Origin of the sequence: Sphingomonas leidyi (assembly GCF_011761945.1) — a bacterium.
Lineage (GTDB): Bacteria > Pseudomonadota > Alphaproteobacteria > Sphingomonadales > Sphingomonadaceae > Sphingomonas > Sphingomonas leidyi.
In genome coordinates, this window is the sequence record NZ_JAASQV010000005.1 from 107851 (window position 1) to 129206 (window position 21356).

The window sequence follows — 21356 nt, forward strand, 5'->3', positions numbered from 1 at the left end:
CCTTGCGGCGTAGGGGAGCGCGCATGTCGCACAGCATCGCTATCGCCTCGGATCATGCCGCCTACGCCATGAAGGCAGAACTCGTCGAATGGTTGCGTAACGAAGGGCATGAAGTGCTCGATCTCGGCACCAGCGGACCGGAGAGCGTCGACTATCCCGACTATGGCTATCGCCTGGCCAAGGCGATCGAGGACGGCCGCGCGGCACGCGGCGTCGCGCTGTGCGGCTCGGGCATCGGCATCTCGATCGCGGTGAATCGCAATCCCGCCGCCCGTTGCGCGCTCGTCTCCGAGCCGCTCTCGGCCAGCCTCGCCCGCCAGCACAACGATGCGAACGTCGTCGCGCTGGGTGCCCGTCTCGTCGGGATCGAGATGGCCAAGGCGTGCATCACCACTTTCCTCGCAACCGAGTTTCTCGGCGAACGCCACCAGCGTCGGGTCGACAAGCTCAGCCATCCTGAAGGGACCCCTGCATGAGCACCAACCCCGTGAACCTGGGCGCCCAGCCCGATGGCTATTTCACCCGCTCGCTCGCCGAGGCGGATCCCGCGGTCTTCGCCGGCGTGCAGCATGAGCTGAAGCGCGAGCAATATCAGATCGAGCTGATCGCCTCGGAGAACATCGTCTCCAAGGCGGTGCTGGAAGCCCAGGGCTCGGTCTTCACCAACAAATATGCCGAGGGCTATCCCGGCAAGCGCTATTATCAGGGCTGCCACCCGTCGGACGAAGTCGAGCAGCTGGCGATCGATCGCGCCAAGCAGCTGTTCGGCTGCGAATATGCCAATGTCCAGCCGCACTCGGGCGCGCAGGCCAATGGCGCGGTCATGCTCGCCATGGTCAAGCCCGGCGACACGATCATGGGCCTCAGCCTCGATTCGGGCGGCCATCTGACGCATGGCGCCCGCGCGGCGATGTCGGGCAAGTGGTTCAACGCGGTCCAGTACGGCGTCACCCCGGACACGCACCTGATCGACTATGACGAGGTTGCCCGGATCGCTCGCGAGACGCGCCCCAAGCTGATCATCACCGGCGGCTCGGCCTATCCGCGCCATATCGACTTCGCGCGTTTTCGCGCGATCGCCGATGAAGTGGACGCGATCTTCATGGTCGACATGGCGCACTTCGCCGGCCTGGTCGCCGGCGGCGTGCACCCGACGCCCTTCGGCCACGCCCATGTCGTCACCACCACCACCCACAAGACGCTGCGCGGCCCGCGCGGCGGCGCCGTGTTCACCAATGACGAGGCGATCGCCAAGAAGATCAACTCGGCAGTGTTCCCGGGCCTGCAGGGCGGCCCGCTGATGCACGTCATCGCCGCCAAGGCAGTCGCGTTCGGCGAGGCGCTCCAGCCCGAGTTCAAGAGCTATGCGGCGGCGATCGTCGAGAACGCCAAGATCCTGGCGGCGACGCTCAAGGAGCGCGGCGCGGCGGTGGTCTCGGGCGGCACCGACACGCATCTGGCGCTGATCGACCTCACCCCGCTGGGCGTCACCGGCAAGGACGCCGACGAGGCGCTGGAGCGCGCGGCGATCACCTGCAACAAGAACGGCATCCCCAACGATCCGCTGCCCCCGGTCAAGACCAGCGGCATCCGCGTCGGCTCGCCGGCGGGCACCACCCGCGGCTTCGGACCCGCCGAGTTCCGCGAGATCGGCAACATGGTCGCCGACGTGCTCGACGGGCTGAAGAAGAATGGCGAGCAGGGCGACGCCCAGGTCGAGCACAATGTCCGCGAGCGCGTCCGCGCGCTGTGCGAGCGCTTCCCCATCTATCCGGAGCTTTGATTTGATGCGCTTCCGCGCGTTCGGCGCCAGCCCGCTCCCCCACCCGGCCACCCACCGGCAGGGTATTCTATGGGTGGCCGGGTGGGGGAGCGGGCTGGCACCGCTTCTCCGTCAGGAGCAATAGATGCGCTGCCCCTTCTGCGGACATGAAGACAGCCAGGTAAAGGACAGCCGCCCCACCGAAGACGGGGCGGCGATCCGCCGCCGGCGCCAGTGCGAGGCCTGTGCCGCGCGCTTCACCACGTTCGAACGCATCCAGCTGCGCGAGCTGACCGTGCTCAAGAGCGAGGACAAGCGCGAGCCGTTCGACCGCGACAAGCTGGTCCGCTCGATCTCGGTCGCCACCCGCAAGCGGCCGGTCAACGCGATGCAGATCGAGAAGCTGGTCTCCGGCATCCAGCGCCAGCTCGAGACGGCCGGCGACACCGAAATCCCCTCGCAGAAGATCGGCGAGCTGGTGATGGAAGGGCTCAAGGGCCTGGATTCGGTGGCCTATATCCGCTTCGCCAGCGTCTATAAGGACTTCCGCGAGGCGAAGGACTTCGAGGAATTCGCCGGCAATGTGAGCGAGGTGGGGAAGAGTTGAGCCAGCCCCCCGTCATCGTCCTCGTCCGCCCGCAGCTGGGCGAGAATATCGGCAAGGCAGCGCGCGCGATGCTCAATTTCGGGCTGGTCGACCTGCGCCTCGTCGCTCCGCGCGACGGCTGGCCCAATCCGAGCGCCGGCCCCGCCGCCAGCGGCGCGGACATCGTCCTGGAACGGGCCGAGGTGTTCGAGACCGTCGCCGACGCGGTGGCGGATTGCGCGCACGTCTATGCCACCACGGTGCGCAAGCGCGGAGTCTCCAAGCCGGTCGTCACTCCCGAGGAGGCTGCCGGCGAGATCCACCGCGAGGAAGGGCGTTCGGCGATCCTGTTCGGCCCCGAGCGCTCGGGCCTGGAGACGGACGACGTGGCCGTCGCCCGCACCATCGTCACCGTGCCGATCAATCCGGAGTTCGGCTCGCTCAACCTTGCCCAGGCGGTGATCCTGGTCGCCTATGAATGGTCGAAGGGCGTGCGCCTCGCCCAGCCGACCCAGGAGGTGCTCGATCCCCCCGCGCCGCAGGACGAGCTCGACGGCATGATCGGCCAGCTCGATGCGATGCTCGAGGAATCGGGCTATTATTTCCCGCCCGATCGCGTGCCGTCGACCAAGCGGACCTTGCGCACCCTGCTCACCAAGCCGGCCTGGTCGAGCCAGGAACTGCGCACGCTTCGCGGCGTGCTCTCGGCGCTCGAAGGGAAGAAGCGGCATCGCGGCAGCTGATACAGCTCTGCAATACACTTCCGCTTTTCGCAGCTGTGAAATCCCGCTAGATTGCACGAATCTTTCGAGTGGGGAGGGATTTTTGATGCGTTTCGTACCCGTGCTTGCGTTGCTCGCTCTCGCTACCCCGGCACTTGCCCATCAGGATGCCGATGGCGGAGCCGACAAGAAGCCCAAGGCCGAGAAGAAGATCTGCCGGGCGCTCATCTCGACCGGCTCGATCATGGGCAAGCGCGAATGCCGCACCAAGGCCGAATGGGACGCGATGAGCGACCGTTCGACCAACGCCCGCGAGAAGCTGGACCGCGACATGGGCGGGCGCACCGGCGGCATCGGCGCCACGCGCAGCAACGACTGAGCGGATTTCCGCGCGCCGGTGGCGTCGGCCGCCGCGCGGATGCCCGCACTCACATTTCACGTCAGCGCCGGTCGAACGCCTCGAGCTCATGGGCGATCGAGGCTTCGACCAGCCTGTCCCAGATCTCGCCGATCGGCGCGTCGGGAATGCCGGCGGCGCGGGCATGCGCGCGGGCATTGGCGATCACCTGCGCCTTGCGCGCCTCGTCGCGGACATGGCTGCGCTCGGGCTTGATGCGCGCGGCGGCGTCCATATAGCCGAAACGGCGCTTGAGGAGCTGGACCAGCGCCGCGTCCACCGCGTCGACGCCGGCACGCACCTCGATCATGGTCGTGCAGGCTTCGGGATCGATCGTGTCTTGCATGGCGGCTCCTTGGCCGGGTGGCGCGCCGCTGTCCAGCTTGACTCGGCCGCGCCGCGCCGCTAACCGCGCGCCTTCGCAATGGCCCCGCACCCCGGTGAAGCGGTGGCCCTGTCCTCTTTCGGGAGATCGGCAGGCGGATACCGGGAAAACCGTTGTTAGCGATTGCAAGGATTTACGAATGTCGAAGCGTTCCAGCGCAAAGTACAAGCTCGACCGCCGCATGGGCGAGAACATCTGGGGCCGTCCCAAGTCCCCGGTGAACAAGCGCGAATACGGCCCGGGCCAGCACGGCCAGCGCCGCAAGGGCAAGATGTCGGACTTCGGCATCCAGCTGCGCGCCAAGCAGAAGCTCAAGGGCTATTACGGCGACGTCACCGAGAAGCAGTTCAAGCGCGCCTATGAGGACGCGTCGAAGATGAAGGGCGATACGTCGCAGAACCTCATCGGCCTGCTCGAGCAGCGTCTCGACATGATCGTCTATCGCGCCAAGTTCGCACCGACGATCTTCGCGGCGCGCCAGCTGGTCAATCACGGCCACGTCCTGGTCGATGGCGAGAAGTGCAACATCGGTTCGCGCCGCATCAAGCCGGGCCAGACCGTGTCGCTGCGCGCCAAGGCGCAGGAAATGGCGCTGGTGATGGAGGCGCAGAGCCTCGCCGAGCGCGACATCCCCGACTATGTGTCGCCGGACGGCGCCTCGAAGATCACCTTCACCCGCGTGCCGACCCTCGACGAGGTGCCGTACCCGGTGAAGATGGAACCGAACCTGGTCGTCGAGTTCTACAGCCGCTGATGCCATGCTCCGGCGCAAGCCGGAGCTGGCCATGCTCAGCGGCTCGGCCGGCGGCGCCAGGAGCGCCGACCGACGACGCGGCTTTGCCGCGGTGCCGATCCGGAGAGAAAGGAGGGCGGTCCTGCGGGGCCGCCCTTTTTCGTTGCGGGGATCGAACCGCTATGGCGGATGTCCGGTCTGGTCCGGCCGTCATGGTTCCGGCACAGATGCCGCATGATCGATCCGACCCTGTCCACGCCAGCCGAGGTGCTGGCGGCCGCGCGCGCCATAGTGGCGTCGCGCTATCCGGATGCCATCTTCGCGCTCGTCGCGGGGTCGCTGATGCGCGGGGAGGGCACGGCGCATTCCGATCTGGATCTGATCGTGCTCCACGACCGGGTCGAAGCCTCGCGGCGCGAATCCTTCGTCGCCGGGGGCGTGCCGGTGGAGGCGTTCGTCCATGACGACGAGACGCTGGCCTGGGCGATCGACGTCGCCGCGACGCGCGGCCGGCCCAGCCTTCTCGCCCTGATCGCCGAAGCGACGGCGATCGGCCGCGCCCCGCAGCGGGCGGCGCGGCTGAAGGAGGCGGTGGCGGGGATCCTCGCCAAGGGGCCGCCGCCCATGCCGCCCGCGCAGCTTGATGCGCTGCGCTATGCGATCACCGACGCCGTGCAGGACTTGCGGGGCGCCCGTGGCGAGGCGGAGCCTCTGGCGATCGGCGTCCTGCTCTATCCCCTGCTGGCCGAGCTGGCCCTGCGCGGGCGCGGCCAGTGGAACGCGACGGGCAAATGGGTGCCGCGCGCGCTCGCCCGGATCGACGGCGCGCTTGCAGGGCGGTTCGACCACGCCTTTCGTGCCCTGTTCGCGTCGGGCACGGCCGATGCCGTCATCGCGCTCGCGGAACGGGAACTCGCGCCGCATGGGGGCATGCGCTTCGACGGCGACGTCCAGGTCGCCAGCCCCGCCTGGCGTGCGCCGGCGGGCCGGTTCGGCGCGTAGGGCTTCCCGGCCTCAGGGCCTGGCGGGAAGCTTCAGCGCCGTGCGCAGGAACCCGTCGCTCTTGTCGAGCATCTGGGTGCGGGCGCGATCGTCGTCGAGCTGATGGTCGAGGCCCTTGAACTCGACCAGCTCGACCGACTTGCCTGCGCCGCGCAGCTTCGATGCCATCAGTCGCGATTCGCCGACCCCGACATTCAGGTCCTGGTCGCCATGGAACATCAGCACCGGGGCCTTGATCTTCTGGGGGTTCTGGGCCGGCGAGCCTTCCTTCACATGCGGCCCCGAGCCGATGAACTTGCTGACCATGTCGTAGTTGGTGAAGCCCAGGGCTTCCTTTCGCAGCGCCTCCAGGTCCGTCACCGGCGCGATCGCCACGATCGCCTTGAACAGGTCGGGGTCGAGGGCCGGGCTCTGCAGTGCGGCATAGCCGCCATAGGACCAGCCGACGATCGCGAGCTTGTCCGGCGCGGCGATGCCCTGGGCGACCAGCCAGCGTCCGCCATCGTTGACGTCGCCGATCGCGGTGCGCCACGACTGGAAACCGTTCTTCTGGAACCAGGCGTCGCCATAGCCGGTCGATCCGCGGAAATTGGGCTGGAGCACCGCAAAGCCGCGCACCGCGTAGAATTGCGCCAGCCAGTCGAAGCCCCATTCGTCGCGCGAGCCCGGCCCGCCATGCGGCATCACGATCGCGGGCAGGTTCTTGCCGTCGCTGCCCGGCGGCAGGGTGAGATAGCCCGGGATCGCGGTGCCGTCCGCCGCCGGGAAGGTCACCGCCCGCATCGGCGACAGGCTGGTCTTGGCCAGCCCCGGCCGCAACGGCATCACTTCGGCGAGCTGCCGGCTGGTCTTGTCGTAGAGATAATAGGTGCCCGGATCGGTGTCGCCGCCGGCGAACAGCAGCAGCTTCTTCTCGTCCGCGGTCGCGTCGACGAACGTCACCAACGGCTTGCCGGGCAGCGCCTTGCCGAGCGCGGTGCGCAGCTTCTGCAGCTCGGGGTCGAAGAATTCGGTGTTGCGCTTGTCGGTGGCGTAGCTCACGCCGACCACGCGCCGCTGCCGGCCGATGCGGATCAGCCCGTCGACATCGACCTGGGGATGCGCGAACACCAGCTTGCGGGTGAGGTTGCCGTCCAGCGCGATGCTGTAGAGCGCCATCCGCCCGTCCTTGCCGTCGAAGCCGTAGACGATGTTGGCGTCGCGATCGACGGCATAGGGGTTGAAGCCGGCATAGCCGCCGACACCGTCGGCGACGAGTTCGCCCAGCTTCTTCCATTCGCGGCTGTCGGACGTGCGATAGCTATAGGTGTAGCGGCCGGTGCTCATCCCCGTGCCGCGAGTCTCCGCCACGCCCAGGACGCGGACATTGCCGTGCCCGTCGCTGATATACTCGCTGGCGCCGCCCCGCGGCAGCTCGACGCTCCTGCGCTTGAGCGTCGTCGCGTCGACCAGCTCCACCCCCATCCCCTCGCGCGTGTTGGCGAGGTGGGTGCCGGTGGAATATTCGGGGACGGACATGCTCGTCATCAGCACCGATCCGTTCGATCCGTCCGGGCCCCAGTCGATGATGTCCCCACCCGACTGGACGATGTCGAGCGCGGTCGCGCTGCCCCGCTTGCTCAGCAGCTTGAGGTCCGATCCATCGGCGTTGAGCGAGACCATCCGGGTGAAGGCGAGCTTCTGGTCGAGCTGCTCGATGATGTAGATGTTGCACACGATCCGCGTCGAACTGGCCCAGCGGCAGCTGGTGAGCTGATCGGGCTCGCCGCTCGCGGTAAGCACCACCTTGCTCGCGCCGGTCTGCACATTGGCGACCACCAGCCCCGCGCCGTGCCCGGGCATCGGCTGGATCATCGCCACCTGGGTGCCGTCGGGCGACAGGCTGATCTGCTGCACGAACTCGCGCGCGCCGAAATTGCGCGCATCCTCGCTCTGCGCCGAAGCGAGCGCGGGCACGGCCGAGGCGGCGAGCAGCGCCGCGCGAACGAAATATTTCATGAATCCCCCCCTTTTCGGACGGCAGCCTAGCCGGCGCGCGCACTTTGGCAATCCACCCGATCCCTGGTGCTGCATAGTCCGCGGCATGGGCTCTGCCCCATGCCTCTCGCGACTGGCCCCATGCACATCGGAAATCGCTGTCATTTTTCCGAACAAATAGCTTCATTTCGGTGTCTTCTCCAAGCCGTCCAATCGCAACAGCAGGCGCCTAGCGCGCCCCGGCAGCAGCCTGCGCTGTCCATGCGAAAGGGGATTACCAATGCAGATCAGCCATATGCTGACGCGCACCAGCTTCACCGCCCTCCTGTTGACGGCGAGCGTTCCGGCGCTCGCCCAGGCACAGGAAGCCGCCAGCCCGGCCACCGGCGCCGCCACGCCCGACGAGGAGATCGTCGTCACCGGCCGCGCCGGCGCCGGCGAGCGCACCAAGCTCGACACCAGCTACGCCGTCACCACCCTGTCGAACGACATGATCCGCTCGCGCGCGCCGTCGAGCGTGACCGAGACGCTGAAGTCGGTCCCCGGTTTCTGGGTCGAGGCCTCGGGCGGCGAAGGCTCGGGCAATGTCCGCGCGCGCGGCATTCCGGTCGACGGCTTCGGTTCGATCAACCTGCTCGAGGACGGCCTGCCCGTGCAGCACGATCCCGCGCTCGGCTATCTGAACGCCGACCAGGCCTTCCGTCTCGACGAATCGATCGACCGGATCGAAGTCGTCCGCGGCGGCCCGTCGTCGGTCTTCTATTCGAACGCCCCCGGCGGCGTGGTCAACTACATCACCCGCCGCGCCGGCGATTCGATCACCGGCAACGCCCGCGTCCTCTATGGCCCCACTGCCGAGCTCTACCGTTTCGACGGCTGGATCGGCGCGCCGCTGGCCGACGGCCTCAAGCTCGGCGTCGGCGGCTTCTATCGCAGCGAGCAGGGCGTCCGCGATCCCGGCTTCACCGGCAACAAGGGCGGCCAGGTCCGCGCCGACCTCGTCAAGGAATTCGACGGCGGCTCGCTGACCTTCAGCTACAAGCATCTCGACGACAACGCGATCTTCTACACCGGCATCCCGCTGACCAAGGACGGCAAGGGCAAGATCGTCGGCCTGCCGGGCTTCGATCCGCATTACGGCACCACCGCCAGCCCCGCCTCGGCCAAGCTCTCGCTGCGCAGCGCCACCGGCATCGTCAATTTCGACAACACCAAGGGCACCGACATCCGTCTCGACCAGGGCTCGATCCTCACCGATTACGAGTTCGCGCCGGGCTGGAAGCTCACCAACGGCATGCGCTATCGCGACAGCTACACGGTCCGCAACGGGGTCTACCCGACTTCGGTCAACACCGCGGCGGCCTTCCTCGCGGCGAACCGCGCGGCGCTGCTCGGCGCCTTCCCGGGCGCGACCGACGTGCAGATCCGCTATGCCGACAACGGCCAGGCGTTCAACGTCGCCAACCAGAACGGCAATGGCGACATCTTCATCAACGCCGCCCGTCCGGTGACCGTCTGGGAGCGCGAGTTCCTCAACGACTTCCGCATCGCCCACAAGTTCGAAGCCGCGGGCACGCATGATTTCGCGTTCGGTTTCTATTATGCGAACATCGACGAGACCTTCAGCCGCTACTCGGCCTCGACCGTGCAGGACGTGTCGAACAATTCGCGCCTGCTCGACGTGGTCGCGGTCAACGCCGCCGGCACCGTCGTCGGCGCGCTGACCAGGAATGGCGTCGCCCGCTACGGCTCGGAATTCGCCAACGGCACCGGCAGCCAGACGACGATCGCGCTCTATGCATCGGACGAGTGGCAGATCACGCCGACGCTGCGCTTCGACGGCGGTATCCGCTGGGAGCAGATGAAGGCCAACGGCGCGCAGGAAGGCCAGAAGACGGTCAATCTGGGCGATCCCACCACGCTGGCGGACGACACGGTGCTGACCGGCAACGGCGTGTTCACCAACTTCGATCGCAAGTTCGACGATATCGGCTACACCGCCGGCATCGACTGGCAGTTCGCCAGGGTCGGCGGCGTGTTCGCGCGCTACACGCACGCCTTCCGCATGCCGAGCGTCGGCAGCTTCATCACCAGCGCCACCGCGACGCCGGTGATCCAGGGCATCAACATGTGGGAAGGCGGGCTCAAGCTCTCCACTCCGCTGATCAGCATCTATGCCACCGGCTTCCTGACCGACTACGACTCCTATTCGATCGGCAATTTCGTCTTCGCGCCGCCGCCGGCCACCGGCGTCATCCAGCAGACGGTCTATACCGACACGCGTGCCTATGGCGTCGAGCTCGAGGCGACGCTGCGCCCGGTCAAGTGGTTCGACTTCACCGTCCAGGCGACCATCCAGGAGCCGACCTTCCGCAACCTGCGCTACAACGAGAACACGTCGGGCGGCCTGGTCGCGCGCGACTATTCGGGCAACCAGCTGCTGCGCGTGCCCAAGCTCTCGCTGCGGGCCACGCCGGCGGTGACGCTGTTCGACGGGCGCCTGCGTGCGCAGATGGACGTCGAGCATTATGGCGACCGCTATGCCGATGCGGCGAACACCTCGAAGCTGCCGGCCTATACGGTGATCAATGCCAGCGTCAGCCTGGGCCTGACCAAGAACATCCGCCTCTGGGCCTATGGCGACAACCTCACCAACACGATCGGCCTTACCGAAGGCAATCCGCGCGCGGGCGAGCTGACCAGCGGCCAGGCCAACGACCTGCTGTTCATCGGCCGCCCGATCGTGGGCCGCAACATCCGCTTCGCGGTCGACTTCTCGTTCTGAGTGCCGGGGGAAGGGGAGGCGTATCTTCCTCTTCCCCCATTTCCCGCCCAATCTCTCCGTTCCTGATCCCCCTGACGGTCCTCCTCCAAGGGATTGCCCCATGCTCCGCTTGCTGATCGCGCTCTGCCTCCTCCTCGTCCACGCGCCCGCATATGCGCAGCAGGCGGACCAGGTGATGACCGGCGAGATCACCGGCGCGGATCACGAGACCTACAAGCAGATCCCCTTCGACGTGCCCGACGGGACCCGGCGCATCACTGTGCGCCTCAGCTATGACAAGGCGAACCGGACGGTCGTCGATCTCGGCCTGTTCGATCCCGAGCGCTTCCGCGGCTGGAGCGGCGGCACGCGCGACCGTTTCACCATCGCGGCCAGCGACGCCTCGCCCGGCTATCTCCCCGGCGCGCTGCCCGCGGGCCGCTGGCACGTCCAGCTCGGCGTGCCCAATGCCCGCAAGGATGCGCGCAGCCCCTATCGGCTCGAGGTCTTCCTCGATCGCGGTGCCGTCCGCAACGCCAGCGCCGCGATTGCCGACGGCCCGGTCCGGACCGGCCCCGGCTGGTTCCGCGGCGATCTCCACATGCACGATGCCCATTCGGATGGCAGCTGCACCAGCAAGGCGGGCAGGAAGGTGCCGTGCCCGCTCTTCCGCACCGTCGACGCCGCCGCGCGTGCCGGCCTCGATTTCGTCGCGGTCACCGATCACAACACCGTCGCGCATTTCGCGGGGCTGCGCGAGCTCCAGCCCTATTATGACGACATCCTGCTGATCCCGGGGACCGAGATCACCACCTTTGGCGGCCATGCCAATGCGATCGGCCTCGATCGCTGGGTCGATTTCCGCATCGGCACGCCCGGCGTCCCCAATGTCGCCGCAGTGGAGAAGGCCGTGGCGGAGGCCGGCGCGATCCTCTCGATCAACCATCCGGCGCTGCCCTCGGGCGAGGCCTGTATGGGCTGCGGCTGGATCTGGCCGGATACCGACTGGACGGGCATCGCCGCGGTCGAGGCGATCAACGCCAATACGGTCGACACGCCGCTCTCGGGCATCGGCTTCTGGTACAAGCGGTTGAATGCGGGCAATCGCCTCGCCGGCATCGGCGGCAGCGACAATCACGATCCCGATGCCCAGGCCGGCCGCGCCCCGATCGGCCGCCCGACCACCGTGGTCCATGCCGCCGAACTCTCCACCCCGGCGATCCTGGCGGGCATCCGTGCCGGCCGCGTCTTCATCGACGTCGAGGGTACGCGCGACCGGATGCTCGACGTGACGGCCGCTTCGGGCCGCAGCCGCGCGGCGATGGGCGAGACGATCGCCGCCGGCGCGAGGATCGACGTCACCGCGACGATCGCCGGCGTCGCGGCGGGCAGGGCGGTGCTGGTCGCCAATGGCGCCGAAGTGCAGTCGCTGCCGGTCGGGCCGGCGGTTGCCTTCCGGCTCGATCGCAAGGCCGCCTGTGGCTGGGTCGCAGTCAACGTGACGACGGAGGGCGGCAAGCTCCTGCTCGTCGGCAACCCGATCTATGTGGTGTGCCGCTAGGGCGCTCCGCTTCGTCCCCGCGATTCCCCGCCGCGACGGTGTTTCATAGTATCGCTACCATGGCGCCGCGCATTGCGATCCCGCGCAACCCTTGCCAACATTCGCGCGATACCATTCCGCAAAGGGGATCCCATGCGTCACCTGCTCACCGCTGCCCTGCTGCTCGCGGGCACCGCGGCCAATGCCCAGACCATCCCGGTCGAGACGATGAAGGAGGTGACCAGGGAATTGTCCTCCGATGCCTATGAGGGGCGCGCGCCGACCACCCCGGCGGAGGACAAGACGATCGCCTATATCGTCCAGCGCTTCGAAAGGGCCGGATTGAAGCCGGGCAACAAGGGCAAGTGGACCCAGGACGTGCCGCTGGTCGAGCTCACCGCCGGCAATGTCCAGCCGCTCGTCTTCACCGGCGGCAAGGCGCCGGTCAGCCTCGACTATCGCAAGGACATGGTGATCGGCACGTACCGCGTGGTCCCCAAGGTCGCGATCAAGGACAGCGACGTGGTGTTCGTCGGCTATGGCATCAACGCGCCCGAGCGCGGCTGGAACGACTATGCCGGCCTGGACGTGAAGGGGAAGACGGTCGTCATCCTGGTCAACGATCCCGACTATCAGGCCCCTGATGCCAAGGGTTTGTTCGAGGGCCGGGCGATGACCTATTATGGCCGATGGACCTACAAGTTCGAGGAAGCCGCCCGCCAGGGCGCGGCTGCCGCGATCATCGTGCATGACAGTTTCCCGGCCTCCTATCCCTGGGGCGTCGTCCAATCCTCCTGGACCGGCCCCCAGCTCGAGCAGGACACCCCCGGCGATCACATGGACCAGAGCCAGGCGATCGGCTGGATGCAGCTCGACAAGGCCAAGGCGCTGTTCGCCGCGGCGGGCAAGGATTTCGATGCCCTCGCCGCCGCTGCGACGAAGCAGGGCTTCAAGGCCGTGCCGCTCGGCGTGAAGGCTTCCGTCAGCTGGGACAATTCGATCCGGCGCCAGGCGTCGAAGAATGTGGTCGGCATCCTGCCCGGCGCCGGCAAGCCCGACGAAGTGGTGCTCTATTCGGCCCATTGGGACCATCTTGGCCGCTGCGACGCGGTGAAGGGGGACGACATCTGCAACGGCGCGGTCGACAATGCCTCCGGCATCGGCGGGCTGGTCGCGCTGGCGGAAGCCCATGCGAAAGCGGGCCCGGCCCGGCGCAGCATCGTCTTCCTGGCCGTCACGGCCGAGGAATCGGGCCTGCTGGGCAGCAAGTTCTACGCCGAGAACCCGGTCTATCCGCTCGCCAGGACGGTGGGCGGAGTGAATATGGATTCGCTCAACGTCATTGGAAAGACCAGGGATTTCGTGCTGGTCGGCGCCGGCAAGTCCGAGCTCGAGGACCTGGTGAAGCCCATCGTCGCCGCCGAGGGCCGGGTGATCGTCCCCGAGGAACGGCCCGAGGCGGGCGGCTATTACCGTTCCGACCATTTCAGCTTCGCCAAGCTGGGTGTGCCGATGCTCTATGGCGAGAGCGGCGACGATCTGGTGAACGGCGGCAAGGAAGCCGGCGAGCGGGCCGCCAAGGATTATACCCAGAACCGCTATCACAAGCCCCAGGACGAATATGATCCCAGCTGGGACTGGAGCGGCGCGGTCTCCGACCTCAACGTCTATTACGGCCTTGGCCGCCAGCTGGCCGACGGCAGCGCCTGGCCAAACTGGTATCCGACCGCCGAATTCCGCGCGATCCGCGACAAGTCTCGCGCCGGGCAGTGAACGGGATTATGGGGGCGGAATGACGATTCCGCCTCCCCCCAAGCCCGAATGGGCGCATCATCACGCCGTGTGGATCGGCTTTCCCAGCCATCCCGAACTCTGGCTCGAAGACCTGGCCTCCGCCCGGCTGGAAGTCGCCGCCTTCGGCAAGGCGGTGCACGCCGAGGGCAAGGGCGAACAGGTGATCCTGGTCGCCGCCAACGAAGAATCCGCCAAGGCCGCCCGTACCCTGGCGGGGAATTCCGCCAAGGTGGTGGTGGAGCCGTTCGGCGACATCTGGCTGCGCGACACCGCCGCGATCATCGGCGGCGACGGCACCGCGCACGACTTCCGGTTCAACGGCTGGGGCGGCAAATATGATCTCGAAGGCGATGACGATATCGGCCATCGCCTGGCCGAGCGCGCCCGGATGCACGTCGAGGACCATGGCTGGATCCTCGAGGGCGGCGCGATCGATGGCGACGGCACCGGCCTCGTCGTCACCACCGAGCAATGCCTGCTCAACCGCAATCGCAACCCGCAGCTGAGCAAGGCCGATGTCGAGGAAATGCTGCGCAAGGACCTGGGCTATACCCAGGTGCTGTGGCTGGGCGACGGGCTGCTCAACGACCATACCGACGGCCATGTCGACAATCTCGCCCGGTTCATCGGCCCCAACCGGCTGCTGGTTCCGGAGGGCGCCGAGAACGACCCCAATTGGCGCATTTACCAGGATGCCGCCGCGCGCGCCGAGCGTGCCGGCGTTGAAGTGGTGCGCTTCCCCTCGCCGGGCCGGGTGCTCAACGAGGATGAGGAGATCATTCCGGCGAGCTACATGAACTTCTATATCGGCAATGCCGCGGTGGTGGTGCCGCTCTACGGCCAGGAAAACGACCAGGCGGCGGTCGACATGCTGGCCAGGCTCTTCCCCGGGCGAGCGATCATCGGCCAGCGCGCCGATCATATCCTGACCGGCGGCGGCAGCTTCCACTGCATCAGCCAGCAGATCCCGGCGGCTTGAGGGGGGCCATAGCATAGGATGGGGCTTCCCCCGGCCTCGCGCCGGGGGCCGCCATGCCGCGCTGCTTGCGTTCGAGCCTCCGGATCCGGCACGCCCCTCCCGGCGGCCCCCGGCACAAGGCCGGGGAGACCGGATCGCGCTATTTGGGCGAGGCGGGTGCGGGTGCGCCCGCGATCGGGGCGCCGGCCTTGCTGCTCACGCGCCAGATCATGTTGCCGACATCGTCCGCCACCAGCAGCGCGCCGCCGGCATCGGTGATCACGCCCACCGGACGGCCGTTCACCGTCTTGCCGTCCTTGGCGAGGAAGCCGGTGAGCAGGTCGACCGGCTTGGCGTCCTTGCGCGGATAGCCATTGTCGCCGAACGGCACGAAGACGAGCTTGTAGCCCGAGGGCGGCTCGCGGTTCCACGAGCCGTGCAGCGCGACGAAGGCGCCGTTGACGAACGGGCCGCCGAGCTTGGCGTCGGCGGCGAAGGCGAGGCCGAGCGGCGCGGTATGCGCGCCCAGCGCGAAATCCGGGCGCTTGGTATATTCGCGCAGGTCCGGCCGCTCGGGCGTCACGCGCTTGTCGACATAGCCGCCCCAGTAATTCCACGGCCAGCCATAGAAGGCGCCGAAATCGACCTGGGTGAGATAGTCGGGCGGCATGTCCGAGCCGAGCATGTCGCGCTCGTTGACCACGGTCCACAGATTGCCGGTATGCGGCTCGAAGGCCATGCCGTTCGGATTGCGCAGGCCCCAGGCATAGACGCGCGACGACTTGGTCTCGGGCACCACTTCGAGGATCGCGGCGCGGGTGCGCCGGGCCGCGTCGAGCTGCTTCGCGACCTGGAAGGGGGTGTCCGCGGCATAGATGTCGCCTTCCTTGTCGAGCCCGTTCTCGGCGATGTTCGAGGAAGAGCCGACCGCGACATAGATGCGCTTGCCGTCGGGCGAGGCGAGGATGTTGCGCGCCCAGTGATTGCCGCCGCCGGCCAGGTCGACGATCTTCTCCGGCTTGGCGGTGATCCTGGTATCGCCCGTCTTGTAGGGGAAGCGGACGAGCGCATCGGTATTGGCGACGTAGAGCCAGTCGCCGACCAGGGCCATGCCGCTGGGCGAGTTGAGGCCTTCGAGCAGGGTCGAGCGCTGGTCGGCAACGCCGTCGCCATTGGTGTCGCGCAGCAGCGTGATGCGGTTGGCCGAGGGCACGCCGGCACCGGCGCGGTTCATCAGGATGCCCATGATCCAGCCGGTGATGCCGCCGCCCTCGCGCGGGGGCGAGTTGGTTTCGGCGACCAGCACGTCGCCATTGGGCAGGCGATACAGCCAGCGCGGGTGATCGAGCTTGTCGGCGAAGGGCGCGACTTCGATCCCGGCGGGCGCCACCGGCTTCGCGCCGTTCGCCCAGCCCACCGGCTTGGCGATGCGGATCGTCGGGATGTCCTGGTAGCGGGCCTCGCCCAGTTGCGGGACCACGCCGGTCACGGCCTGTTCGGGCAGCTTGGCGACATCCGGCCGGGTGGCCCAGATGAAGAGGCCGATGAGCGCCACCGCGAGGATGGCCAGGACGATGAGGATCCGCTTGAGCATGGCGGAACGATAGGGGCGGGAAAGGGGGAAGCCAATCCAATTAAAATCCTCCCCGAGCCAGGCTCGGGGAGGAATTGGTCGGTCATTTCAGGTCGAAGCGATCGGCGTTCATCACCTTGGCCCAGGCGGCGACGAAGTCCTGCACGAACCGGTCGCCACCGCCGGCCTCGGCATAGACTTCCGAAATCGCGCGCAGCTGCGAGTTGGAGCCGAACACCAGGTCGGTGCGCGAGGCCGTCCATTTCCGTGCGCCGGTGGCGCGGTCGGTGCCGGTGAATTCCTCGTCGGCACTCTCGTCGATCTCCTTCCACACCGTCCCCATATCGAGGATGTTGACGAAGAAGTCGTTGGTGAGCTGGCCGAGGCGATCGGTGAACTGGCCGTGCTTGCCCGCCTTGGCATGGTTGGCGCCGAGCACGCGCAGCCCGCCGACCAGGACGGTCATCTCGGGCGCCGACAGGCCGAGCAGCTGGGCGCGATCGACCAGCAACTCCTCGGTGGGCACGCTGAAGCGGACCGCCAGATAGTTGCGGAAGCCATCGGCGCGCGGCTGGAGCACGTCGAAGCTCTCGGCATCGGTCTGCGCGTCGGTGGCGTCGCCGCGGCCCGAGGTGAAGGGCACGGTCACGTCATGGCCCGCCGCCTTCGCCGCCTGCTCGACGCCGAGATTGCCGCCCAGCACGATCAGGTCGGCGATGCTCACCTTGCCGCCGAAATCGGCCTGGATGCCCTCATAGACCTTCAGCACCCTGGCGAGCTCGGCCGGCTCATTGGCTTCCCAGTCCTTCTGCGGCGCCAGCCGGATCCGTGCGCCATTGGCGCCGCCGCGCCGGTCCGACCCGCGATAGGTCGAGGCCGAGGCCCAGGCAGTCTTGACCAGCTGCTGCACGGTGAGGCCCGAAGCGGCGATCTTGCCCTTGAGCGTCGCGATATCGCCGTCGCCGAGCTTGGTGCCGGCCGGGATCGGATCCTGCCAGATCAGGTCCTCCTGCGGCACTTCCGGCCCGAGATACCGGGTCTTCGGGCCCATGTCGCGGTGCGTCAGCTTGAACCAGGCGCGGGCGAAGGCATCGGCGAAATAGGCCGGATCGCTGCGGAACTTCTCCAGGATCTTGCGATAGTCGCCATCGTCCTTGAACGCCTTGTCGGCGGTGGTCATCATCGTCGGGACCTTCCTGCCCGGCGTATGCGCCGCCGGCGCGAGGGTCTCCTCGGGATTGCCGACCGGCTGCCACTGCTGGGCGCCCGCCGGGCTCTTCACCAGCTCATATTCATGGTCGAGCAGCATGTCGAAATAGGTCATGTCCCATTTCGTCGGCGTCGGGGTCCAGGCGCCTTCGATGCCCGAAGTGATGGTGTGGTCGCCCATCCCGGTCTCGTGCGTCGAGATCCAGCCCAGGCCCATCGAGGCCATGCCCGCGGCCTCGGGCTCGCGGCCGACATGCTTCGCATCGCCCGCGCCATGCGCCTTGCCGAACGTATGGCCGCCGGCGGTGAGCGCCGCGGTCTCCTCGTCGTTCATCGCCATGTTGGCGAAGGTGCGGCGCAGGTCGCGCGCCGAACCCTTGGTGTCGGGCTTGCCGCCCGGGCCCTCGGGGTTGACGTAGATCAGGCCCATCTGGATCGCGGCGAGCGGCTCTTCGAGCGCCATGCCCGCCTCGTCATCGATGCGGGTCTTGTTCTCGGGGTGGCCGACCCATTGCTCCTCGGTGCCCCAATAGATGTCGCGCTCGGGCTCGAAAATGTCTTCCCGGCCGCCGGAGAAGCCGAAGGTCGGGCCACCCATCGATTCGATCGCGACGTTGCCGGCCAGGATGAACAGATCCGCCCAGCTGATCTTCGCGCCATATTTCCGCTTGATCGGCCACAGGAGCCGGCGGGCTTTGTCGAGATTGCCATTGTCCGGCCAGCTGTTGAGCGGCGCGAAGCGCTGCGAGCCCGAGGACGAGCCGCCGCGGCCATCCCCCGTGCGATAGGTGCCGGCCGAGTGCCAGGCCATGCGGATGAAGAAGGGGCCGTAATGCCCGTAATCGGCCGGCCACCAGGGCTGGCTGTCCGTCATCAGCGCAGTGAGATCCGCCTTGAGCGCGAAATAGTCGAGGCTGTCGAAAGCGGCGCGATAGTCGAAGCTCTCGCCATAGGGATTGGGCGAGACGCCGCCCTGGGAGAGGATTTCCAGGCTCAGCTGCTCCGGCCACCAATCGCGGTTGGTGCGGCCCAGCAACGTGCGCAGCGCCTGGGGCTCCTTCGACGGGTCGCTCAGCGGGCTGCCGGTGGTTGGTGCGTCCATGGGATCGATTCCTCTCGATTGCTTGGTCGCTCGGGAAGCAAGCGCTTCCCTGAGTCTCGTAGAGGCTAGCCGGGGCGCAGTGATCGCAGAAATGGATTAGATCGCCGTCAGTGATCGACCGGGTGATTTTTGCGACATGTGGTTGTCATGCGCGGGGAAGCGCGGAAGGCCCGGCATGCTGTTCCCGGGTGCGACGTCATCTCCGTTCCCCTCCCTGGAAGGGAGGGGAGCTTTCCGTCCGGTTGCGGCCGCCTACTCCTCCGCCAGCGCCTTTTCCGCCGGCGGATGCAGCCTCAGCCGCGTGACGCGCTTGGGATCGGCCTCGACGATCTCGAGCTTCCAGCCGCTGTCATGCTCCAGGCACTCGCCCGCCTCGGGCACGTGCCCGGCGAGCACGAAGGCGAGGCCGCCCAGCGTGTCGACATCGCCATCGACTTCGCCCAGGCGCGGATCGACCGTCTCGGCGACGTCCTCGAGCTCGGCACGGGCATCGGCGTCCCAGCCGCCGCCTTCGATCGGCACGAGCAGCGCGGTGGGCGCCTCGTCATGCTCGTCCTCGATCTCGCCGACGATCTCCTCGATCAGGTCCTCGATCGTGATCAGTCCCTCGGTGCCCGAATATTCGTCGAGCACGATGGCGAGATGGGTGCGTCGCCCGCGCATCTGGGCGAGCAGGTCGAGCGCGCCCATCGACTGGGGCACGTAGAGCGGCTGGCGGATCAGGCCGGCAATGCTGGCGGGGTGCGGCGCGCCGCTCGCCAGGATGTTGAACACGTCCTTGATATGGACCATGCCGATGATGGTATCGAGCTCTTCGCGATAGACGGGAAGGCGGCTGTGGCCGGCTTCCTCGAACAGCTTCACCAGATCGGCGAAGCTGGTCCGTTCCTCGACCGCGATGATGTCTGCGCGCGGCACGCCGACATCGCCGGCATCGCGCTCGCCGAAATGGAGCAGGTTGCGCAGCATCTGGCGCTCGATCGGCGCCAGGTCGCCCGCCGGGGCGCGGCCGCCCTCGTCATGCTCGTCGATCGCGTCCTCGATGCGGTCGCGCAGCGTTTCTTCTTGGTCGTCACCGAACAGGAGGGTGCGGATGCCGCGCCATATTCCGCCACCTTCGTGGCCGTCTCCATTGCCGTTGCTACTAGGGCCCTCGGGCATGTTCGGTGTTCAATCCTCGCGTATCAGATAGGGGTCGTGCAGGCCGAGGTCGCGGAGCGCGGCGCGCTCCATTTCCTCCATCGCCTCGGCTTCGGCATCGTCCATATGGTCATAGCCTAGCAAATGCAGCAGGCCGTGGACAATCAGGTGCGTTGCATGGTCCTCGACCGAAACCCGGCGCTCCATCGCCTCGGCGGCGCAGACGCCGTGCGCCAGGACGATATCGCCCAGCAGCACCTCGCCATCGTCGCTGTTCTCGGTGACCGCTTCCATCAGGTCCGGCTGGACCATCGGGAAGGAGAGCACGTTGGTCGGCTTGTCCTTGCCCCGATACTGGCGGTTGAGGACATGGACTTCCTCGTCCGAAGTGAAGCGCACCGCGACTTCGATCGTCGCGGCGTGATCCAGCCACTCGAGGAAGGGGGTCTGGCGAAGCGCGGTCTCGGCGGCGCGGATGGCGAGCGTTTCCCAGTCCGCGTCGGGCCAGGGCGATTCGACCAGGGCGGCAACGTCAAGCATCTAGATCCTCCCCGGAACGGGGAGGATCAGGAAAGTATCAGGCATTCGGTCCCTCATATGCCTCGACGATGCGGCCGACGATCGGGTGGCGGACCACGTCCGCCGTCGAGAAGCGCGAGAAGGCGATGCCCTCCACGCCCTCGAGCCGTCGCGTCGCGTCGTTCAGGCCCGAGGCGGGCGGGCCGCCGGGCAGGTCGACCTGGTTGGGATCGCCGCAGATCACCATCCGGCTGTTCTGGCCGAAGCGGGTGAGGAACATCTTCATCTGCGCCGGCGTGGTGTTCTGCGCCTCGTCGAGGATGACGAACGCATCCGCCAGCGTGCGGCCGCGCATGAAGGCGATCGGGGCGATCTCGATCTCGCCGCTGGCGATGCGCCGCTCCACCTGCTCGGCGGGCAGGCAATCGTAGAGCGCATCGTAGATCGGGCGGAGATAGGGATCGACCTTCTCCTTCATGTCGCCGGGCAGGAAGCCCAGCCGCTCGCCGGCCTCCACCGCGGGACGGGAAAGGATCAGCCGCTGGACGCTGCCGGTGATCAGTTGCGCGACTGCCTGCGCCACGGCGAGATAGGTCTTGCCCGTGCCCGCCGGGCCCAATGCGAAGATCATGTCGTTCGAGACGAGCGCGCGCATATACTGGGTCTGCGCGACCGAGCGGGGCACGATCGTCTTCTTGCGCGTGCGGATCATGATCTGGGGCGGGGCGTTGCCATTGTCCGCCTTGATGATGCCGGTGAGCGTCGGCTCGCTCGACATCGCGATCACGGCGTCGATCAGCCCGGTATCGACTTCCTCGCCGCGGATGACGCGGGCGTGCAGTTCCTGCAGCACTTCGCGGGCATGGGCGACGGCCTCGGCAGACCCTTCGATCTGCACGCGCTGGCCGCGAGCATGGATGTACACGCCGAGCCGCTCTTCCAGGGCGAGGATGTTGCTGTCGAATTCGCCGAAGAGCTGCGGCAGGAGTTGGGGCTTGTCGAAATTCACCTCGGCGCGGCTGCGTTCACCGGACTGGGCGGGGACAGGCTTGCGGCTCATGCGGCTCCTTGCGGCTGCGAGATATGGACTCTGTTGACGGTGCCACGCGTGCGCGCGGACGTCCCTTGCCCGACGCGCGTAGAGACGCTGCGTGTCAAAGCGAAGACGATGCGGGCGGTTCCCTGGCGCATGC

At 67.5% G+C, this 21356-nt stretch carries 18 protein-coding genes; 11 read left to right on the plus strand and 7 right to left on the minus strand.

Annotated features, from left to right (window positions below; translation table 11 throughout):
• Positions 1-23 precede the first annotated feature (23 nt).
• The 5 genes from rpiB to FHR20_RS19685 all read left to right on the plus strand — a co-directional run bounded on the left by rpiB (position 24) and on the right by FHR20_RS19685 (position 3449).
• Positions 24-476: a ribose 5-phosphate isomerase B gene (gene rpiB, locus FHR20_RS19665; protein ID WP_167301316.1), complete on the plus strand. Its 453-nt coding sequence runs from the start codon at positions 24-26 to the stop codon at positions 474-476.
• Positions 473-1783 carry a serine hydroxymethyltransferase gene (glyA, locus tag FHR20_RS19670; RefSeq protein WP_167301317.1) on the plus strand — a complete coding sequence of 437 codons (1311 nt, stop codon included), beginning with the start codon at positions 473-475 and terminating at the stop codon, positions 1781-1783. Before rpiB ends, glyA begins: the two co-directional genes overlap by 4 nt.
• Positions 1784-1907: 124 nt before the next feature.
• A complete protein-coding gene (gene nrdR / locus FHR20_RS19675) occupies positions 1908-2369 on the plus strand; it encodes a transcriptional regulator NrdR (protein WP_167301318.1) in 462 nt (153 codons plus the stop codon).
• A complete protein-coding gene (locus tag FHR20_RS19680; RefSeq protein WP_167301319.1) occupies positions 2366-3091 on the plus strand; it encodes an RNA methyltransferase in 726 nt (241 codons plus the stop codon). The genes nrdR and FHR20_RS19680 overlap by 4 nt, the downstream gene beginning before the upstream one ends.
• 85 nt (positions 3092-3176) lie before the next feature.
• Positions 3177-3449, plus strand: coding sequence for a hypothetical protein (locus FHR20_RS19685; RefSeq protein WP_167301320.1), 273 nt, complete (start codon positions 3177-3179; stop codon positions 3447-3449).
• A gap of 61 nt (positions 3450-3510) precedes the next feature.
• Here FHR20_RS19685 and FHR20_RS19690 read toward each other — a convergent pair whose 3' ends face one another.
• Positions 3511-3813, minus strand: a complete 303-nt coding sequence (locus FHR20_RS19690; protein WP_167301321.1) for a chorismate mutase — start codon at positions 3811-3813, stop codon at positions 3511-3513.
• Between the two features lie 178 nt (positions 3814-3991).
• Between FHR20_RS19690 and rpsD the strand changes: the two genes are divergently transcribed.
• Together rpsD and FHR20_RS19700 are read left to right on the plus strand one after the other, a co-directional pair.
• Positions 3992-4606, plus strand: coding sequence for a 30S ribosomal protein S4 (rpsD, locus tag FHR20_RS19695; RefSeq protein WP_086128258.1), 615 nt, complete (start codon positions 3992-3994; stop codon positions 4604-4606).
• Positions 4607-4819: 213 nt separating this feature from the next.
• Positions 4820-5587 carry a nucleotidyltransferase domain-containing protein gene (locus tag FHR20_RS19700; RefSeq protein ID WP_167301322.1) on the plus strand — a complete coding sequence of 256 codons (768 nt, stop codon included), beginning with the start codon at positions 4820-4822 and terminating at the stop codon, positions 5585-5587.
• A gap of 12 nt (positions 5588-5599) precedes the next feature.
• On the opposite strand, the gene FHR20_RS19705 is transcribed toward FHR20_RS19700, so the two are convergent.
• The gene (locus FHR20_RS19705) at positions 5600-7585 is read right to left on the minus strand and encodes an alpha/beta hydrolase family protein (protein WP_167301323.1); all 1986 of its coding nucleotides are present in this window, start codon (positions 7583-7585) and stop codon (positions 5600-5602) included.
• A 259-nt stretch (positions 7586-7844) separates the two neighbouring features.
• On the opposite strand from FHR20_RS19705, the gene FHR20_RS19710 reads away from it, so the two are divergent.
• From FHR20_RS19710 to FHR20_RS19725, 4 genes are all read left to right on the plus strand, one after another.
• Positions 7845-10349, plus strand: coding sequence for a TonB-dependent receptor (locus tag FHR20_RS19710; RefSeq protein WP_167301324.1), 2505 nt, complete (start codon positions 7845-7847; stop codon positions 10347-10349).
• A gap of 100 nt (positions 10350-10449) precedes the next feature.
• On the plus strand, positions 10450-11889 hold the full coding sequence (locus FHR20_RS19715) for a CehA/McbA family metallohydrolase (RefSeq protein WP_167301325.1): 1440 nt from the start codon (positions 10450-10452) through the stop codon (positions 11887-11889).
• A 132-nt stretch (positions 11890-12021) separates the two neighbouring features.
• Positions 12022-13641, plus strand: coding sequence for a M28 family metallopeptidase (locus FHR20_RS19720; protein WP_167301326.1), 1620 nt, complete (start codon positions 12022-12024; stop codon positions 13639-13641).
• Positions 13642-13660: 19 nt separating this feature from the next.
• Positions 13661-14641 carry an agmatine deiminase family protein gene (locus tag FHR20_RS19725; RefSeq protein ID WP_167301327.1) on the plus strand — a complete coding sequence of 327 codons (981 nt, stop codon included), beginning with the start codon at positions 13661-13663 and terminating at the stop codon, positions 14639-14641.
• Positions 14642-14780: 139 nt separating this feature from the next.
• Here the strand turns inward: FHR20_RS19725 and FHR20_RS19730 are convergent, their stop codons facing one another.
• From FHR20_RS19730 to FHR20_RS19750, 5 genes are all read right to left on the minus strand, one after another.
• Entirely contained in the window at positions 14781-16214 is a 1434-nt protein-coding gene (locus tag FHR20_RS19730; RefSeq protein ID WP_167301328.1) for a PQQ-dependent sugar dehydrogenase, read from the minus strand.
• Between the two features lie 82 nt (positions 16215-16296).
• The gene (katG, locus tag FHR20_RS19735; RefSeq protein ID WP_167301329.1) at positions 16297-18504 is read right to left on the minus strand and encodes a catalase/peroxidase HPI; all 2208 of its coding nucleotides are present in this window, start codon (positions 18502-18504) and stop codon (positions 16297-16299) included.
• Positions 18505-18756: 252 nt separating this feature from the next.
• Positions 18757-19665: a hemolysin family protein gene (locus tag FHR20_RS19740; RefSeq protein ID WP_167301330.1), complete on the minus strand. Its 909-nt coding sequence runs from the start codon at positions 19663-19665 to the stop codon at positions 18757-18759.
• Between the two features lie 9 nt (positions 19666-19674).
• The gene (ybeY, locus tag FHR20_RS19745; RefSeq protein WP_167301331.1) at positions 19675-20184 is read right to left on the minus strand and encodes an rRNA maturation RNase YbeY; all 510 of its coding nucleotides are present in this window, start codon (positions 20182-20184) and stop codon (positions 19675-19677) included.
• A 37-nt stretch (positions 20185-20221) separates the two neighbouring features.
• Positions 20222-21223 carry a PhoH family protein gene (locus FHR20_RS19750; RefSeq protein ID WP_086128269.1) on the minus strand — a complete coding sequence of 334 codons (1002 nt, stop codon included), beginning with the start codon at positions 21221-21223 and terminating at the stop codon, positions 20222-20224.
• Positions 21224-21356 lie beyond the last annotated feature (133 nt).

Coding starts and splice junctions, on each gene's coding strand:
- nrdR (WP_167301318.1), top strand. CDS start 1,908: ATGCGCTGCCCCTTCTGCGGACATGAAGACAGCCAGGTAAAGGACAGC.
- glyA (WP_167301317.1), top strand. CDS start 473: ATGAGCACCAACCCCGTGAACCTGGGCGCCCAGCCCGATGGCTATTTC.
- rpiB (WP_167301316.1), top strand. CDS start 24: ATGTCGCACAGCATCGCTATCGCCTCGGATCATGCCGCCTACGCCATG.
- FHR20_RS19740 (WP_167301330.1), bottom strand. CDS start 19,665: ATGCCCGAGGGCCCTAGTAGCAACGGCAATGGAGACGGCCACGAAGGT.
- FHR20_RS19690 (WP_167301321.1), bottom strand. CDS start 3,813: ATGCAAGACACGATCGATCCCGAAGCCTGCACGACCATGATCGAGGTG.
- FHR20_RS19730 (WP_167301328.1), bottom strand. CDS start 16,214: ATGCTCAAGCGGATCCTCATCGTCCTGGCCATCCTCGCGGTGGCGCTC.
- FHR20_RS19700 (WP_167301322.1), top strand. CDS start 4,820: ATGATCGATCCGACCCTGTCCACGCCAGCCGAGGTGCTGGCGGCCGCG.
- ybeY (WP_167301331.1), bottom strand. CDS start 20,184: ATGCTTGACGTTGCCGCCCTGGTCGAATCGCCCTGGCCCGACGCGGAC.
- katG (WP_167301329.1), bottom strand. CDS start 18,504: ATGGACGCACCAACCACCGGCAGCCCGCTGAGCGACCCGTCGAAGGAG.
- FHR20_RS19720 (WP_167301326.1), top strand. CDS start 12,022: ATGCGTCACCTGCTCACCGCTGCCCTGCTGCTCGCGGGCACCGCGGCC.
- FHR20_RS19710 (WP_167301324.1), top strand. CDS start 7,845: ATGCAGATCAGCCATATGCTGACGCGCACCAGCTTCACCGCCCTCCTG.
- FHR20_RS19725 (WP_167301327.1), top strand. CDS start 13,661: ATGACGATTCCGCCTCCCCCCAAGCCCGAATGGGCGCATCATCACGCC.
- rpsD (WP_086128258.1), top strand. CDS start 3,992: ATGTCGAAGCGTTCCAGCGCAAAGTACAAGCTCGACCGCCGCATGGGC.
- FHR20_RS19750 (WP_086128269.1), bottom strand. CDS start 21,223: ATGAGCCGCAAGCCTGTCCCCGCCCAGTCCGGTGAACGCAGCCGCGCC.
- FHR20_RS19715 (WP_167301325.1), top strand. CDS start 10,450: ATGCTCCGCTTGCTGATCGCGCTCTGCCTCCTCCTCGTCCACGCGCCC.
- FHR20_RS19685 (WP_167301320.1), top strand. CDS start 3,177: ATGCGTTTCGTACCCGTGCTTGCGTTGCTCGCTCTCGCTACCCCGGCA.
- FHR20_RS19705 (WP_167301323.1), bottom strand. CDS start 7,585: ATGAAATATTTCGTTCGCGCGGCGCTGCTCGCCGCCTCGGCCGTGCCC.